At 59.8% G+C, this 16,923-nt stretch carries 16 protein-coding genes and 1 tRNA gene; 9 read left to right on the forward strand and 8 right to left on the reverse strand.

Going from position 1 to position 16,923, the window contains the following annotated elements:
* Positions 1-79: 79 nt before the first annotated feature.
* Genes ACTHND_RS10140 through glmU form a run of 4 tightly spaced genes read right to left on the reverse strand, consistent with a single transcriptional unit; the run spans position 80 to position 4,916 of the window.
* Complete coding sequence (locus ACTHND_RS10140; RefSeq protein ID WP_440177827.1) at positions 80-1,462, reverse strand: O-antigen ligase family protein; 1,383 nt, start codon at positions 1,460-1,462, stop codon at positions 80-82.
* On the reverse strand, positions 1,459-2,835 hold the full coding sequence (gorA, locus tag ACTHND_RS10145) for a glutathione-disulfide reductase (RefSeq protein ID WP_440177828.1): 1,377 nt from the start codon (positions 2,833-2,835) through the stop codon (positions 1,459-1,461). Before gorA ends, ACTHND_RS10140 begins: the two co-directional genes overlap by 4 nt.
* A 33-nt stretch (positions 2,836-2,868) precedes the next feature.
* Positions 2,869-3,561 carry a ribose-5-phosphate isomerase RpiA gene (gene rpiA / locus ACTHND_RS10150; protein WP_440177874.1) on the reverse strand — a complete coding sequence of 231 codons (693 nt, stop codon included), beginning with the start codon at positions 3,559-3,561 and terminating at the stop codon, positions 2,869-2,871.
* Positions 3,561-4,916 carry a bifunctional UDP-N-acetylglucosamine diphosphorylase/glucosamine-1-phosphate N-acetyltransferase GlmU gene (gene glmU, locus ACTHND_RS10155; RefSeq protein ID WP_440177829.1) on the reverse strand — a complete coding sequence of 452 codons (1,356 nt, stop codon included), beginning with the start codon at positions 4,914-4,916 and terminating at the stop codon, positions 3,561-3,563. The genes rpiA and glmU overlap by 1 nt, the downstream gene beginning before the upstream one ends.
* Positions 4,917-4,998: 82 nt before the next feature.
* Between glmU and gph the strand changes: the two genes are divergently transcribed.
* Positions 4,999-5,682: a phosphoglycolate phosphatase gene (gene gph / locus ACTHND_RS10160; protein WP_440177830.1), complete on the forward strand. Its 684-nt coding sequence runs from the start codon at positions 4,999-5,001 to the stop codon at positions 5,680-5,682.
* Positions 5,683-5,745: 63 nt separating this feature from the next.
* Positions 5,746-5,820: transfer RNA gene (locus tag ACTHND_RS10165), tRNA-Val, on the forward strand.
* 27 nt (positions 5,821-5,847) lie between these two features.
* Here ACTHND_RS10165 and ACTHND_RS10170 read toward each other — a convergent pair.
* Together ACTHND_RS10170 and ACTHND_RS10175 are read right to left on the reverse strand one after the other, a co-directional pair.
* Complete coding sequence (locus ACTHND_RS10170) at positions 5,848-6,030, reverse strand: hypothetical protein (protein ID WP_440177831.1); 183 nt, start codon at positions 6,028-6,030, stop codon at positions 5,848-5,850.
* A 95-nt stretch (positions 6,031-6,125) separates the two neighbouring features.
* Positions 6,126-7,145 (reverse strand): glycoside hydrolase family 43 protein, encoded by a 1,020-nt coding sequence (locus tag ACTHND_RS10175; RefSeq protein WP_440177832.1) that lies wholly within the window; start codon positions 7,143-7,145, stop codon positions 6,126-6,128.
* A 158-nt stretch (positions 7,146-7,303) separates the two neighbouring features.
* Here ACTHND_RS10175 and ACTHND_RS10180 point away from each other — a divergent pair, with 158 nt between their 5' ends.
* Entirely contained in the window at positions 7,304-7,936 is a 633-nt protein-coding gene (locus tag ACTHND_RS10180) for a response regulator (RefSeq protein ID WP_440177833.1), read from the forward strand.
* Positions 7,937-8,074: 138 nt separating this feature from the next.
* On the opposite strand, the gene ACTHND_RS10185 is transcribed toward ACTHND_RS10180, so the two are convergent.
* The gene (locus ACTHND_RS10185) at positions 8,075-9,889 is read right to left on the reverse strand and encodes a monovalent cation:proton antiporter-2 (CPA2) family protein (protein WP_440177834.1); all 1,815 of its coding nucleotides are present in this window, start codon (positions 9,887-9,889) and stop codon (positions 8,075-8,077) included.
* Between the two features lie 179 nt (positions 9,890-10,068).
* On the opposite strand from ACTHND_RS10185, the gene ACTHND_RS10190 reads away from it, so the two are divergent.
* The 6 genes from ACTHND_RS10190 (at position 10,069) to ACTHND_RS10215 (ending at position 16,068) form a co-directional block, all read left to right on the forward strand.
* Entirely contained in the window at positions 10,069-11,493 is a 1,425-nt protein-coding gene (locus tag ACTHND_RS10190; RefSeq protein ID WP_440177835.1) for a GH1 family beta-glucosidase, read from the forward strand.
* Positions 11,494-11,581: 88 nt separating this feature from the next.
* Entirely contained in the window at positions 11,582-12,394 is an 813-nt protein-coding gene (gene hutG / locus ACTHND_RS10195; protein WP_440177836.1) for an N-formylglutamate deformylase, read from the forward strand.
* A gap of 71 nt (positions 12,395-12,465) precedes the next feature.
* Positions 12,466-13,401 carry a bifunctional 5,10-methylenetetrahydrofolate dehydrogenase/5,10-methenyltetrahydrofolate cyclohydrolase gene (locus ACTHND_RS10200; protein WP_440177837.1) on the forward strand — a complete coding sequence of 312 codons (936 nt, stop codon included), beginning with the start codon at positions 12,466-12,468 and terminating at the stop codon, positions 13,399-13,401.
* Position 13,402: 1 nt separating this feature from the next.
* Positions 13,403-14,623, forward strand: coding sequence for an NAD(P)/FAD-dependent oxidoreductase (locus tag ACTHND_RS10205; RefSeq protein ID WP_440177838.1), 1,221 nt, complete (start codon positions 13,403-13,405; stop codon positions 14,621-14,623).
* An 87-nt stretch (positions 14,624-14,710) separates the two neighbouring features.
* Positions 14,711-15,424: a CoA transferase subunit A gene (locus ACTHND_RS10210; protein WP_440177839.1), complete on the forward strand. Its 714-nt coding sequence runs from the start codon at positions 14,711-14,713 to the stop codon at positions 15,422-15,424.
* The gene (locus ACTHND_RS10215) at positions 15,424-16,068 is read left to right on the forward strand and encodes a 3-oxoacid CoA-transferase subunit B (protein WP_440177840.1); all 645 of its coding nucleotides are present in this window, start codon (positions 15,424-15,426) and stop codon (positions 16,066-16,068) included. The genes ACTHND_RS10210 and ACTHND_RS10215 overlap by 1 nt, the downstream gene beginning before the upstream one ends.
* Before the next feature lie 153 nt (positions 16,069-16,221).
* Here the strand turns inward: ACTHND_RS10215 and ACTHND_RS10220 are convergent, their stop codons facing one another.
* Positions 16,222-16,920, reverse strand: a complete 699-nt coding sequence (locus ACTHND_RS10220) for an ABC-type transport auxiliary lipoprotein family protein (RefSeq protein WP_440177841.1) — start codon at positions 16,918-16,920, stop codon at positions 16,222-16,224.
* Positions 16,921-16,923 lie beyond the last annotated feature (3 nt).

A 16,923-nucleotide genomic window follows, 5' to 3' on the forward strand; every position in this document is an offset into this window, starting at 1 on the left:
AGCCGGTCAAACTCAACACTGAAACCGGACGAGATACATATAGGCGGGAAATTTGTTCTGTAAAGTCCGGCACTTGTAGTTAAATTCGTAACTTTATGCTTTCGCGCGCCGCCTTGACCGCCAGAATTGCCGCCATAACGGCGAAAGCGCCCAGGCAATAGAACCAGGCGCGCCACAGGCCGTAGCTGATGGTGCCGATGACTAGGAAGCACGTTGCCTGCGCCATCAGGTAGGGCTGGAAGCGCTGAGACAGAGTCCCTTCAGCGGAGGCAAAGCCCATATCATCATCAAGGGCGCGCAGGCCATCGGACGGCTTTTCCACCTCGACGCGGTCGCCCTTGATGTTCATGCTCCAGAACAGCCAGAACCAGAAAGCCGCCAGCAGAACCAGCCCCGGAATCCCCAGTTCCAGCCAGGCTTGCAGGGCCATGTCATGCGGATGGTTGGGTATCATCGGGTCGAAGCGGCGCGAGGTCTCGTAGCCCCACCCCCATATCGGCTTTTCCAGAGCGCGGGATACGGCAAAGGTCCAGATATCGATGCGCGCCGCCCACGATGGCAGCAGGTCGGTCTTGATCTTCTGCGCCAGGCCGCTCTGCATCAGGCCGTAGATGATGGCCGGAAACAACAACATGGGGATCAGGCTCAAGACGGCCATCACCCGTTCCGGCGCCAGGGCTTGAAGAGTGCGCGGCCAGTATTTTACCGCCAGGAAGACCGCCGCGGAAGCCGCCAGGGCCAGCAGTTGCGCGTTCGTGTCACTGGCAAAGCCCGCGGCTATCAGCGCCACGGCCGTCAGGGCGACCGTCACGGGCTTGCCGCGCGCCATCTGGACCATGACCAGCGGCCAGAACATCATCAGCAATGCGCAATTGGTATTGGCGAAGCCGACGATCAGCATGTTGTCGCGGCTTTTCGATACATTGGCGCTCAACATCTGGCGCAGGCCAAAATGGCTCACCGCCTCCATGAACTGCACCACGGCCAGCGCGCTCAGAACATAGGCGAACCACTTGAAAAGTGCGTAGGCACGAGCATCACTCAGCGACCGGGCGCCAAAAATGCTTGCCCAGGCAATCACCCACAGCACCATCGGCACGGTAATGGTGACATCACCGGTAATAACCAGTTGTGAGCCCTTATACGCCTGGGCCATGGGCACACCTCGCATGACCGCCTCGGCGAAATCCGACCGCAGCAGGCCGAGTATTAGCAGAAGCGCCGTCAGGCCGATGAAAGGCGCGAACGCCTTCCAGGAACCATGAGACAGGAACAGATGTCCCAGGCTCAGCAGGCCGATCAGCAAAAGCAGCGCCGGCAGGCCGGTGGTCGAGACATAGGCCCACAGACCGAAAATAGTCAGGCCGCCGTAAAGCACCATCGCGGGATAGCCATCCCTGATCCGCCGCCAGAGGCTCTTGTTCCGATTGGCGCTCAGCAGGCCCAGCCTGTCCTGCGTCATGCTCTTTTGTCTTTCAATGTCACCAGTTCCTCGGCCGCCGTGGGGTGGACCGCACAGGTGGCATCCCATTGCGCCTTGGTCAGCTTCGCCTTGACGGCAATGCCGGCCAACTGGATAATTTCACCCGCCTCGCCGCCGACGATATGCACACCCAGGACGATATCGCTTTTCTGTTCGACGATCAGTTTCATGAAGACACGGCTTTCGCCCTGCACAAAGGCTGTTTTCATCGGCCGGAAGCGCGTCTGGTAGACATCGTATTTTAGCCCCTGCTCGATCGCCTCCGCCTCAGTCAGGCCCACCGTGCCAATCTGCGGCTGCGAAAAGACCGCCGTCGGGATATTTTCGTAATCGAAAGCGGTAGGATTATCCTTGAACGCCGTTTCTACAAAGGCGATGGCCTCGCGGATCGCCACCGGAGTCAGGTTGGCGCGGTTGGTGACATCGCCGATGGCATAGATATGCTTGTGGCTGGTGCGTGAATATTTATCGACCGGCACGGCGCCATGCACATCGGGTGTGATGCCGATGGCGTCCAGGTTCAGCCCTTCGGTTTTCGGCTTGCGACCGGAGGCATAAAGCACCTGGTCTGCCAGCATGGTCGTACCGTCATTCAGGCTGATTTCCATACCCGCATCGGTCTTCTTCAGCGCCACCGGATCGAGTTGGGTACGGATTTTGATGCCGCGCAGGGCCATTTCGCTGGCCAGGTGATCGCGCACATCATCGTCGAAGCTGCGCAGGATTTTCTGGCCGCGGTAAAGCAGCGTCACGTCGACACCCAGACCATGCATGATGCCGGCAAATTCGACTGCGATATAGCCGCCACCGACAATGGCCAGCGACTTCGGCAATTCCGGCAGGTTGAACATGTCGTTTGAGGTCAGGCCGTGTTCGGCCACGCCGGGGCAGTGCTGTGGCAGGAACGGCCAGCCCCCAACGGCGATCAAAATATTCTTTGCCGAAATAACACGTTCCCCGCCCTGCTTCGTCGTCAGGATGAGGTGATGCTCATCCTTAAAAGCCGCATGGGCCGCGATCACCTCGACCCCGGCCTTGACCAGGTTGGCAGTGTAGATCTGCGACAGGCGCGTCAGTTCGGCGTTGTTGGTGTCCTTGAATTTCTGCCAATCGAAGGCACCGATCGAGGCGTCGTTCCAGCCGAACCCCTTGGCATAATGCACCTGTTCGGAAAATTCCGAGGCATAGACCATGAACTTCTTTGGGACGCAGCCGCGCAGCACGCAGGTGCCACCCGGACGATCCTCTTCGGCTACGGCCACCTTGAGGCCCAGTTGCGCCGCCAGACGCGCCGCACGCACCCCGCCGGAACCGGCACCGATAACAAACAGATCGTAGTCATACTTGGTCATAATCGATACTTTCGCGCGGATGATCCGCTTTAATCAAGGATGCAGGACCGTGACGCCTTCTTCGCCGCCGATCAGGGCAATATCCGCCAGATCGAGGAACAGGCCGTGGTCCACAACCCCGGTCAGCGACTTCAACTCATGCGCCAGCCCGGCCGGTTCATGGATCGCCCCGCAAGCCACGTCAAAGATAAGGTTACCACCGTCGGTAATCCAGTGGCTCTCTCCCTTCATACGCACCTTCGGCATCATATTGATGTCGAAATCGACCAGCACGTCGGAAATCCGGTTGACCGTGCCCTTCCAGGCGAACGGTTCGACCTCGATAGGCAAGGGAAACTTGCCCAGCAGCGGCACATTCTTGGCGGCGTCGGCGATGACGATGCAGGATTTCGCCTGCTCCCAAATCAGCTTTTCACGCAGCAGGGCCGCGCCGCCGCCCTTGATCAGGGCCAGGCCGGGGCCGACCTCATCCGCACCATCAACACACAGGTCCAACACCCCGACATCATTAATATCTTTAATGGTCAGCCCCAGGCTTTCGGCCAGTTGAGTCGTCTGGATCGAGGTCGAAACCAGGGTCAGCTTCATGCCGGCCTTGACCTTTTCGGCCAGGGCCTTGACGAACCAGGCGGCCGTCGAACCGGTGCCGAGCCCCACCTTCATGCCGTCCTTCACATAGTCCGCTGCGGCATCACCAACCTGTTTCTTCTGTTCGTCAGCGGTCATCATTTTTTACCCTTTTGGACAGCCTTCTCGGCCGCCTTGCGTTCACGAAAGGCGGTTGCCCAGCCTGCTTTTTCAATCTGTTGCGCGCGTTCAAACGCCAAAGCGCCCGGCGCGACATCGGCGGTGATCACCGAGCCTGAGCCGGTCATGGCGCCATCACCCACCGTCACTGGCGCCACCAGCGAGGTATTGGAACCGATAAAGGCGCGTTCACCGATCGTGGTCTTGTATTTGAAATAGCCATCATAGTTGCAGAAGATGGTGCCGGCGCCGATGTTCGAGCCCGCCCCCACGCTGCCGTCGCCCAGATAGCTCAGATGATTGGCCTTGGCCCCCTCGCCAATGGTCACGTTCTTGACCTCGACGAAATTGCCGATATGCACATCCTTACCGATATCCGCGCCCGGCCGCAAACGCGCATAGGGCCCGATCAGCGCCCCCTCACCGACCTTCGCGCCTTCGAGATGCGAGAAAGCGCGGATCACCGCGCCGGTCGCCACGGTTACGCCCTCGGCAAAGACGACATTCGGCTCGATGGTCACCCCCGGCGCGATCTTGGTATCATACGAGAAGAAGACCGTCTCCGGCGCCGGCATATGGACGCCATTATCCATGAAAGCCTTGCGTACGCCATCCTGCCAGACCTTTTCAATCATGGCCAGTTCGGCCTGGCTGTTGGCGCCCAGCACTTCGTTTTCCTCGGCGAAGGTGACACGCGGCTGCAATCCCCGCGCCCGCGCCAGACCGACAATATCAGTCAGGTAATATTCGCCCTTGGAATTCTCGTTCTTTACCTCGGCCAGCAGCGAGAACAGCAACTCACGGTCACAGGCGATCACGCCCGAATTACAGGCCTTGATCTTCAATTGCTCCGGCGTGCATTCACGCATTTCGACAATGGCATTTAATTTATCACCATCGAGCATCAGACGGCCATAGGCGGCCGGATCGACCGCTTCGAAGCCCAGCACCGCCATGTCGGCCTCAAGCGCGAAAACCGGCTCCAGCACCTTTGCCGCCATCAGAGGGCTATCAGCATAGGTGACGATGATCTTGCCGTCGAACCCGGCCAGAGCCTCGCGTGCGACATTGACGGCGTGCGCCGTACCCTGAGGCGGGTCTTGGATCACAATATTGTCCGCGCCCACCCGCTTGGTCGCCGTCTCGCGCACCGCCGGGCTGTGATTACCGACCACCACGATCACTTTTTCGCACCCGACCTCATAGGCCGCATCGATGGCGCGATCGAGCATGGTGCGGCCGCCGATCTTATGCAGCACCTTGGGCAGCGGACTTTTCATCCGCGTCCCCTGCCCCGCTGCCAGAATGACTGCCGCGCGCCTTGTAACACTCATTTGACGACTCTTTTCGTTTGCCACTCAGGCCGATTTAGCCCAAAGCGAACCCGAACGAAACGACAAAACGGCTTTGGATAAAATGAATCTCGACGGGTACATTCTGGCTTTCGATCTCGACGGTACGCTGGTGGACAGCGCCCCGGATATCATCAATGCCCTGAATGTCGTTTTGCGGGAACAGGGCGTGAAACCCTACCATCTCGATGAGGCCCGCCCGCTGATCGGCCGCGGCGCCATGGAATTGCTGCGCCGTGGCTTCGCGCTGGCAGGCGCCCCCCTGGCCGCCGATCAGGAAAAACCATTGCTGAACCGCCTGCTGGATCACTACGAGCAGCATATCAATGACCACAGCATCGTTTATGACGGCCTCAATGAGGCGCTGGATACGCTGGAAGCCGCCGGCGCGCGCTTCGCCGTCTGCACGAACAAGCCCAACTATCTGGCGGTCAAACTGATCGAAACCATCGGCCTGTCGCACCGTTTCGGCTCCATCAAGGGCGCCGATGTGGTGCCCAACAAAAAGCCCGCCGCCGGTCACCTGCGCGCCTGTATCGACGACATGCGCGGCGACATGGCGCGCGCCATCATGATCGGCGACTCGGAAACCGACTTCCTGACGGCGAAAGCCGCGGATGTGCCCAGCATCCTGTTCACCCACGGCTACAGCGAACGCCCCCTCACCGAACTGAACGCCGACGCCCTGCTCGATCATTACCGTGAGCTGCCGGCGGCGGTGCAGGCTTGTCTCAAATCACGGGCATAAAATAGAAAAGGCACTTGCGCCGGGCGTTGACGCAGGCTAAGACGCCGCTCCCTGCATTGGTTCGGACGCGTAGCTCAGCGGGAGAGCATTCGCTTCACACGCGAAGGGTCACAGGTTCAATCCCTGTCGCGTCCACCATTTCCACTTTTTCCAGATTCAAACCGTCTAATGGGTCAGACTGCGCCAGGCCGTATGCGTCTTCATCGGCTCAGACCTGTAATCCGCGTGGCTGCGCATCATCACACCGACCTCCAGCACCAGCAGGACCAGACACACCATGATAAAGCCGCTCAGGGCGGCAATGGCGGGGGATACTTCCGGCAGGTCTTCGGTGATGGCAGCGCGCATGGCGATACTCCTGTTACTATACCACACCATATCACAGTGGCATTGCCGCCTTTTTAAGACAGACGGTTAACAGGCGGGTTATTTCGCAAACCAAATTATGGCAAGGGCCGTGACGCGACGCCTTCATTGGTCATCACCACCGGCCGAATATGGCTATCGGGCTCGAAAATCATGCGCTCTATGGCCAGTTCGCGGTGATTACCGTCGGTTTCGCCCAACGGCCGGCGGTGATAGACGATGTACCAGTCATCCGTGCCGGGAATATTGACCACCGAATGATGTCCGGCGCCACGCGCGATCCGCATATCCTGCTGGAGGATCTTGCCCTGACTCTTGAAGGGGCCATACGGCGTCGGCCCCATGGCATAGGCCACGCTGTAATCCGGCCCGGTCCATTCGCCTTCCGACCACATCAGGTAATAAATGCCGTTCCGTTTGACCATGAACGAGCCCTCGACATAGTCAGGATCGGGCGTGATCTCCTTGTAAGTCTCGCCATCGGGAAATGGCACGATGCTTTTCAGATCGCGTGCCAGCTTCACCACATTGCAGTGCTTCCAGCCGCCGTAATACATGTAATACTGGCCGTCATCGTCACGGAAAACCATCTGGTCGATCGGCTGGGCGCCATTATGGATATCGCCGATCAGCGGATGGCCGAGCGCGTCCCTGAACGGACCTTCCGGATGATCGGCAACTGCCACGCCGATACCGCCCAGTTCACCGGCATGGACATCATTGGCGCCGAAGAAGAGATAATATTGGCCATCCTTCTCGATGGCCGAGGGCGCCCACAAGGCGTAGGCCGCCCAAGGGACATTCTTCACATCCAGGACATGCGGGTGTTTCTGCCAATGGACCAGGTCATCCGAGGAAAACGCGTCCATGAAGGTCTGCTTGAGGAAAGGCGACCATATCTTCGGATTGGCGCGCAGCCTTTTCTGCGCATCGCTCAGCTCAACGGCCCCGGCAGGTGTGGTCTCAGCCGAAAAGGTCGGGTAAATCCAGTATTGGTGCGCAAAGAGGCGGATTTCGGGATCGGCATACCAACCCGGCACGATCGGATTGGCGGCCAGCGCCGAAAAAGCCGCCAAACCTAAAAATGCCAGCGCCATTGCGGCCGGTTTTTTTCATCCCTGTTCTCCCTGTTCCGAAGACCATAGGCAGGCTCTCCCCTGTTGACAAGCCACCGATAATGCAGGGCTTTATCCTCATTGATCCCTTATCCACCTAGCCGCATCCTTGTTTCACCTGCTCGTACAAGGTTCGGATGATGTCTGACAGACAATTAACGGAAGATAGTATCGCCCATGACATCCGTTCGCCAATGAGCGCCGCGCTCGGCCTGTGCGATCTGCTGGCCCAAAGCGAGCCCCTGACCGACAGACAAAGGGCATTTATTCGCACGCTCAAGGCGTCAGTCGACACGCTGAGGAACCAGGTGGAGCATTTGCTGGAAACGCACGGTTATGCTTCGCCCCCCGCCTCTGCCGACCTTAATGTGCCGCATTCCCCGCCGCCCGACGACACCAGGCCAAAAGTTCTGCTGGTTGATGACTATGCCCCCAATGCCCTGGTGGTCGCCACCTATCTCGAAAAGTTTGGCTATGACTATGATGTCGCCGACAATGGGGTCGAAGCCGTCACCCTGGCCCGATGCAACCGCTATATCGCCTGCCTCATGGACGTGCAGATGCACGACATGGACGGGATCGAAGCCACCATGGCGATCCGCGATTTCGAGCGTCAGGAACGGCGCCCGCATCTGCCGATCATCGGCGTCACCGCCCACGCGCTTTCCGGCGACCGCGAACGGTGCCTGGATGCCGGCATGGACGAATATGTCGCCAAGCCGTTCAATCCGACGGAACTGGAAATGCGTCTGGCCGCCATCGCCTCTGCTTAGAGGCTGATCGAAAATGCGTCAGGCTGAGGCGAAGCGGACTGATTTCGAGAACCGGAGCGCAGCGTACTTAAGTACGTGAGCACCGGAAGCGCAGAAAGCAGCACGTTGCAGCCCAGCATCACGCATTTGCAACAGTCTCTAAGCTTCTTGCTGGTCCTCACGCAAAATACCTTCCAATTCCTCGCGGGAGAGCCGGGCGAAATTGATCATGTCCGGCTCGCTCTCAAAGAAGGCGAAGGATCGCCTCAACGTTTCGATATCGTGATTGCGGAATTTCTTCGCCCGACGTTCAATATCCGCCTTCGGATACCCCAGCGCGATCATGGCATCGCGTGCCATGGTCAGGGATGAATCCAGCAGTTCACGGTGATAATAGTCCGCGCCGGCGCGATCGAGATCGAAGGCGTGGCGGCGATTGCGGGCACGAGCAAAGATCTTGAGCCGTGGGAAATTCTCCTTGGCGAGCTTGACGATTTCAACCGCGCTGTCGGCGTCATCGACCGCCACCACCAGCATCCGCGCCTCTTCCGCTCCAGCCGAACGCAGCAGGTCCAGCCGGGTGGCGTCGCCGAAATAGGCTTTCGAGCCAAACTTGCGCAGTAGTTCCACCTGTTCCGGACTTTTCTCCAGAACGGTAATCTCCACGCCCTGGCTGACCATGAAACGGCCGACAATCTGCCCGAAGCGACCGAAGCCGGCGATGATCACGCCATTATGCTCGTCGATTTCGTCATAATGGGCCGGCAGGGTGCTCATGAACATCGGCTGGATGTATCGGCCATAGATGGCGACCAGGATCGGCGTCAGCGCGATCGAAAGCGCCACGAGCAGAACCAGGAATTTCTGGATTTCCGGATCGATCAGGTTCAACCCGCCGATCATCTGCAGCAGGACAAAGGCGAATTCTCCGCCCTGGCAAAGACCGAAGGCCAGCCCCAGGGCTGGGGCCGTATCGAGCCTGAACAGACGTCCGAGACCGAACAGCAGTATGCCCTTCACCACCATGACGCAGACCACCGCGGCGATCAGTCCGACCGGATGCGCCATCAGGACGGTGAAGTCCATGCCCATGCCGACGCTGATGAAGAACAGGCCGAGCAGCAACCCCTTGAAGGGCTCGATATCGGTCTCGATGGTGCGGCGGTACTCCGAATTGGCCAGAACCACGCCGGCAATGAAAGCCCCAAGCGCCGGGGAAACGCCCACCAGTTCCATCAGGATGGTGACGCCAATGACCAGGGCCAGCGAGGCGGCAGTGAAGACCTCGCGCAGGTTGGCGCGGGCAATGGCGCCGAAGATATAACGCGACAGGTATTTTCCGCTGAAGATTACGCCCGCGATGACCGCCACCACCGCGACCGGTTGCAGCCAGGCCGGCCAGTGGGCGATCAGGCTGGTTGAATGCTCGCCCGCCGCTGGCAGAACGCTGAGATGCAGGCTGGATGCCAGAAGGGGAATGATGATCAGGATCGGGATGACGGCGATATCCTGGAACAGCAGGATAGCGAATGAGGTCTCCCCCACCTGCGTGTGGGTCAGGTTCTTTTCCCGCAGCATCTGCATGACCAGGGCCGTGGAGGACAAAGCCAGTGCCATGCCGACGGCCAGCGATGCCTGCCAGGAATGGCCGAGCAGCACACCGGTCACCATAAGCGCCAGCGCGGTCAGGGCTACCTGGAGCCCGCCCAAACCGACAATCTGACGGCGCAGGCGCCACAGAATGGCCGGCTCCAGTTCCATGCCGATCAGGAACATCATCATGATGACGCCGAACTCGGCGAAGTGCATAACCTTTTCCGCCTCACCGATCAGGCCCAGCACAAAGGGGCCGATGATTATGCCGGCGATCAGATAGCCGAGCACCGATCCGAGCCGGAAGCGCTGCGCCAGCGGCACGACCACGCAGCCCGCCAGCAGGAAGACGAACACGTTGAGTAAAAGATGAATGTCCATGCCGCGCCCGCAGAATCTGCCCTAAATCCGTGAAAGCGCAGTATCTAGGTATGGCGGCAGGAATGACAAGCTTTTCCTGAGCTTTGTCATTCGTCTTTGCGGCCCTATCCGGCTCTTGCGGATATCCCGGAAACATCGGAGAGTGACCGGACCATAAAAATAAAATTTGAGAGGATACCATGACCAATATCAACAGGCGTCAACTGGGATACGGACTTGCTACGGGCCTAGCGGGCGCGGGTCTGATCGGCTCCGCGAAGGCCGCCCCCGTAGATCTGAGCTTTCCCAAGGATTTCCGCTGGGGCGTCGCCACCGCCGCCTACCAGATCGAAGGCGCCGTGAAAGAAGACGGACGCGGCCAGACCAACTGGGACGTATTCAGCCATACGCCGGGCAAGGTCGCCAATGGCGATACCGGCGATGTGGCGTGCGACAGCTATCATCGCTATGCCGATGATGTGCAGTTGATGAAAAACCTCGGCGTCGGCACATATCGCATGTCACTCGCCTGGTCGCGCATCTTCCCGGAAGGCCGCGGCAAACCCAACCCAAAAGGTGTCGACTACTACAACCGCGTGGTCGATACGCTGCTGGCGGCCGGGATCGAACCCTATGTCACCCTGTTTCACTGGGATCTGCCGCAAGCTTTGCCGGGCGGCTGGCAGAACCGCGACACGGCCCTCGCCTTCGCCGACTATGCCGGTTTCATGGCGGGCAAGCTGTCGGATCGCGTGCATAATTTCATGACGGTCAATGAATTGCGTTGCTTCACCGATCTCGGCCATCAGGTCGGCATCCATGCGCCGGGCCTGAAGCTCGATGCCGCCGGCGTCAACCAGGTCCGCCACCACGGCGTTCTGGCGCATGGCCTCGGTGTGCAAGCCATCCGCGCCCAGGCGAAGCCGGGCACCCAGGTCGGGCTGGCCGATAACACCGTCTTCTATTGCCCGGTCATGGAAACGCCGGAACATATCGCCGCCGCCAAGAAGGCGACACGCGAAAAGAACGCCATGTTCCTGACCGCCATCATGGAAGGGCGCTATATCGACGAATACCTGACCGAACAGGGCGCCGCCGCACCAAAGGTTCAGGCCGGTGATATGGCCGCCATCTCAAGCCCGCTCGATTTCGTGGCGCTCAATATCTACACGCCCGAATGGGTGCGCGCCGATGATGGCCCCGCGGGCTATGTCACCATTCCGCATATCGCCTCGTCGCCGCGCATGGCCTCGCCGTGGCTGGTGGTCGGCCCCGAAGTCGCCTACTGGGGACCGCGGATGGTCAGCGAACTGTGGTCACCGAAGACACTCTACATTTCCGAAAATGGCGCATCGGCCGACGATCCGGTCATCAACGGCCATATAGATGACGTCGATCGGGTCATGTACCTGCGCAACTATTTCGGCCAGTTCCGCCGCCTGGTTGCCGAAGGTTATCCACTCAAGGGCTACTTCCTGTGGAGCCTGATGGACAATTTTGAATGGGCGGATGGCTATGGCAAACGCTTCGGCATCCACTATGTCGATTTCGCTACCCAGACACGCACCCCCAAGCTCAGTGCGCTCTGGTACAGGGAAGTCATTCGCCAGGGTCGCATCGTCTGATGTGAGAGCGCAGGGACCGGGGTAAACTCCCCGGTCCTTGCCATACGTGAGCTTGACAGCCAGCACCGGCATAGGTTCAACTGAAACCATGCCAGCCGACTATCAAACAACAAGTCCCCCCGTCTTCGCGTTCCATGAAGGGTCCTCGCCGCTCGTCATCGCCGCGCCGCATGTCGGCACCTATATTCCGCCCGATATCGCGGCCAAACTGAACGAAACCGGGCGGGCGGTGCGCGAGACGGATTTTCACGTTCACAGGCTGTTCGATTTCGCTCAGGAACTTGGCGCCACGACCTTGTGGGCCACCCATTCGCGCTATGTCGTCGATCTCAACCGCGATCCGGCCGGCGCCAACCTCTATCCCGGCCAGTTTGAAACCGGCCTGTGTCCGGTCAGCGATTTCGACCAGAATCCGATCTATCCGGAAGGACATAACCCTTGCGCCGCCGAGATCGCATTTCGCCGCGAGACCTACTGGCAGCCCTATCATGACCAGCTCAGGGCTGCGCTCGATGCCGCCGTGGCGCGCCATGGCAAGGCCCTGCTGATCGACGCCCATTCGATACGCGGCGTGATTCCCAGCCTGTTTGAAGGCCGCCTGCCTGACCTCAATTTCGGCACCAACAGTGGCCAGACCCTGCGCGGCGATACGCTCAAGGCACTGCAGGATTGGCGAGAAAAAACAGACACCTACAGCCATGTGCTCGATGGCCGCTTCAAAGGCGGCTATACCACGCGTCACTATGGGGCCCTTTCACGGCAGATTCAGGCCCTGCAGATTGAAATTGTTCAGGATACTTATCTGGACTTAACAACGCCGCACCTGTATGACGCCAGCATCGCCGCCCCGTTGAGCAATACCCTGCGCCCGCTAGTTGAGGCGCTTGTGGCGGCCCTCTAGCCTCATGCCTAAAAGTGGATTGCCACTTTTGGGGAATACATGAGGCGTCAGAAAACTTTACAGGTGCGCACATGACCGCTTTTCATCAGGTTACCGCCAGGCGCGGCAATATCATTGACGGAGCGGGTTACGCCAAGGCTTTGCGTGACCGCCTGGCCGCCCATGTCGCCAACCTGAAGGCCGCTCATGGCCTCACGCCCTGTCTCACGGTCGTCATTGTCGGCGAAGACCCGGCCAGCCAGGTCTATGTGAAGTCGAAGGGCGAGATGACCCAGGCCATCGGCATGGAATCGCGCACTATCCGCCTGCCCGACACCACCTCTGAAGACGAACTGCTGAAGATCGTCGATGACCTGAACCGCGATCCTGTGGTCAATGGCATACTGGTGCAACTGCCCCTGCCGAAACACATGTCGTCGCTGAAGGTGATCGACGCCATCAATCCGGACAAGGATGTCGATGGCTTCCACGTCATCAATGCCGGCAAGCTGGCGGTGGGCCTTGATGGCATCGTCCCCTGCACACCGCTCGGTTCGCTGATGCTGCTGAAGGACGCCGTCGCGGCCCACGGCGATACACTGGCCGGTAAGAGTGCCGTCATTGTCGGTCGTTCCAATATCGTCGGCAAGCCGATGGCGCAACTGCTGCTGAATCAAGACTGCACCGTCACCATCGCCCATTCGAAGACCAAAAACCTGGCTGAGGTCTGCCAAGGCGCTGATATCCTGGTGGCCGCCGTCGGCCGTCCGAAGTTCATCGCGGGCGACTGGGTAAAAGACGGCGCCTATGTGATCGATGTCGGCATCAACCGCATTGAAGTCGCCACGCCTGAAGGCCCCAAAGGCAAGCTGGTCGGCGATGTCGATTTCGACGGCGCCAAGGATCGCGCCCTGGCCATCACGCCGGTGCCGAAGGGCGTCGGCCCCATGACCATCGCCTGCCTGCTCAACAACACGATCAAGGCTTTCTGTTTGCAAAACAAGTTGCCCGTGCCGGAAGGCGTTTAATTTGTCGGGCGTCGTCATCATCGGGGCCGGACATGCCGGCGGCTCGGCGGCGGGGTTCCTGCGTCAGTATGGCTATACCGGCCATATCACCCTGATCGGCGCCGAACCTTATCTGCCCTATCAGCGTCCGCCGCTGTCCAAAGCCTGGCTCAAGGGCGAAGCCTCACTCGATGACCTCTACCTGCGTGGCGACACCTTCTATGCCGACCAGAACATCGATGCCCGCGTCAATACACGGGCGGTCTCGATCGATCGCGCCGGCAAGACCGTCACGCTTCTGGGCGGCATCACCCTGCCCTATGACCAACTGATCATCGCCACCGGCTCCAAGGCCCGCCCCTTCCCGGTGCCCGGCGCCGACCGTGTGCCGCATCACCTGCTGCGCACCCTCGATGATGCCGAAGCGCTCAAAAATGCTCTCCAGCCTGGTCACCGCATTGGCCTGATCGGGGCAGGCTATGTCGGGCTGGAAGTCGCCGCCTCCGCCCGCTATCTCGGCTGCGAGGTTACCGTCTTCGAGCGCGAAAGCCGTATCCTGGCGCGCGTCGCCTCGCCCGCCCTGTCGAACTTCTTTACCGAAATGCACATGGGGTGCGGTGTCGGTATCTTTACTGAAGCGGCCATTACCGAATTGTCGCTTGGGCAGGGTGACAAAAAAGTGGTTCACCTGGCCGATGGCCGGACACATGAGTTCGATCTGCTGTTGGTCGGCATCGGCGCGCTGGCCAATGATGACCTGGCGCAAGACGCTGACCTCGTTTGCGCGAATGGCATAGTGGTCGATGAACAGGCGCGCACCAGCGATGCGGATATCTTCGCCATTGGTGACGTCACCTCGCGCACCCTGCCAATCTATGATGGCCGTTTCCGTCTGGAAAGCGTGCCCAACGCGCTGGAACAGGCGAAGCAGGCCGCTGCTGCCATTACCGGCTACAAGGCACCGATCGTGGAAACGCCCTGGTTCTGGTCAGACCAGTATGAATTCAAGCTCCAGATCGCCGGCCTGCTGCGCCCCGACTGCCGCACCATTGTCCGGGGCGATCCAGCCGGCGGTGCCTTCAGCGTTTTCCATGTTGACGGCGAAGGCCGCCTGAAGACCGCTGAATGCGTCAGCAAACCCGCCGACTTCATGGCCGCCAAACTGTTGATCGCCAAGGGAGTAGCGCTGGATGACACGATCTCCGATCCGGACGTTTCGCTAAAACCTTACTTGCAAAAGTAACCATCTGGCGGCGCACAATTTGAAGTGACATTCGCTGCCATTTGCGCTTAGGTCACGGCACAAACACACCTCACCAAAGAGGATTCGATGTCCAGTTCCCCCAAAGTTTTCCCTGACGCCAAAAGCGCGCTGGAAGGGTTTACCTTCGACGGCATGACCGTCATGTCCGGCGGTTTCGGCCTGTGCGGCATCCCTGAAAACCTGATCGCGGCTTTACGCGATTCCGGCGTGAAAGGAATCACCGTCATCTCCAACAATGCCGGCGTCGATGGCTTTGGCCTTGGCCAGTTGCTGGAAACCCGGCAGATCAAGAAGATGATCAGTTCCTACGTTGGCGAGAACAAGGAATTCGAACGCCAGTATCTCGCCGGCGAACTGGAACTGGAGTTCAATCCGCAGGGCACCCTGGCCGAACGCATCCGCGCCGGCGGGGCCGGCATTCCCGGTTTCTATACCGCCACCGGGGTCGGCACCATTGTGGCCGAGGGCAAGGAAATCAAGAACTTCAATGGCCGCGATTATGTGCTGGAAACCGGCCTGGTGGCTGACCTCAGCATCATCAAGGCGTGGAAGGGCGATGCCCGCGGCAACCTGATCTTCCGCAAGACGGCGCGCAATTTCAACCCGATGATGGCGACGGCCGGCAAGGTGTGTATCGCCGAGGTCGAGGAAATCGTACCGGTCGGGTCGCTCGATCCTGACCATATCCACACGCCCGGCATCTATGTCGACCGTATTGTGCAGGGCACGTTTGAGAAGCGCATCGAGCAACGCACTATCCGCGCCAAGGAGACCGTATAATGCCCTGGACCAGAGACGATCTCGCAGCCCGCGCAGCGAAAGAGCTTAAGGATGGCTTTTACGTCAATCTCGGCATCGGCATCCCGACCCTGGTGGCCAACCATATCCCCGAAGGCATGACGGTCACCCTTCAATCGGAAAACGGTATGCTCGGCATGGGCCCCTTTCCCTATGAGGACGAGATCGACGCCGACCTGATCAATGCCGGCAAGCAGACTATCACCGAACTGGACGAGACCTCGTACTTCTCCTCGTCGGATTCGTTCGCCATGATCCGTGGCGGCCATATCAACCTGACCATCCTGGGCGCCATGGAAGTGGCCGAAAACGGTGACATCGCCAACTGGATGATCCCCGGCAAGCTGGTCAAAGGTATGGGCGGCGCCATGGACCTGGTGGCAGGAGTCAAACGCGTGGTCGTGGTCATGGATCATGCCAACAAGCACGGCGAATCCAAGGTACTGAAAGCCTGCACCCTGCCGCTGACCGGCACGCGCGTGGTCAACCTGATTATCACCAATCTCGGCGTTTTCGAGGTCAAGCCGGACGGTTCGGGCCTGAAACTGATCGAACTGGCGCCGGACGTGACGCTGGAAGAGATCGCTGAAAAGACTGAAGCCGCTTACGAAGTGGCGCTGGCTTAAGTAAGAAGCCCCACCACCATCTGCGCTACGCTTGATGGTCCCCCTCCCCGGCTATGCCGGGGAGGTATAAAGAATGCCCTTTCTATACCTCCCCACCTCTGGTGGGGAGGGGGACCGCGCCTGAAAGGCGTGGTGGTGGGGGTTCTTACTGACTTACAACCCCTCAACCTTCTGAGTCGCCGACGGTTTCGCCATTTCCTGGGGCGTCGCTGTCTGGGCATAGGTGGCCAGCGCGTCTTCGCTGAAATCGATCAGGCTGGTCACCACCTGGGTCGTCGCCTGGTTATAACCGTCCGCCATCAGCGACATATCGCTCTTGCGCACGGGAATATCGGCGCTGATGAATTTCTGCCCCACCACCATACGGTCCGACAGTCGGATCAGGCGCGCATCCAGCGCCACCGAAACCGTCGGGCGATTGCGCTTATAGTCCGTCTCGAATTTCCGCACGCTGATATCGAGGCGGAAATTGGCCGCCGTCGGCCCTCGCGGTTCAAGCGTCACCGTCTGGCCGCCACGCGCGAAGCCGGTCGAGATCGCGTCCTTGAAAAGGCCGGAGGCCGCCGAGGTCCAGCGCGCTTCGGCCACATAGGCGACCTCACTGCCCTCAACTGTGACGATGCGATCGCCGGCGCTGTCCTGCGGGAAGGTGACGGTGCCGAACACGATGCCGGTAGGCGCCATGCCGACCGCGCGGCCGGCCGTGCCCGCCGCCTCAGCCTTTTGCTCGACCATCTCCGGTGTGTAACCGAAGCGATAAAGCTGGGCCGGCTTGGTCTTGGGCAGCAGGGTCACGCAACCGGTCAAGGCTACGGCAACGCCCAGAACAGCCGTCGTCTTCAGGGTTTTCATAAG

Origin of the sequence: Asticcacaulis sp. (genome assembly GCF_051954415.1) — a bacterium.
In the GTDB taxonomy this organism is placed as follows: domain Bacteria; phylum Pseudomonadota; class Alphaproteobacteria; order Caulobacterales; family Caulobacteraceae; genus Asticcacaulis.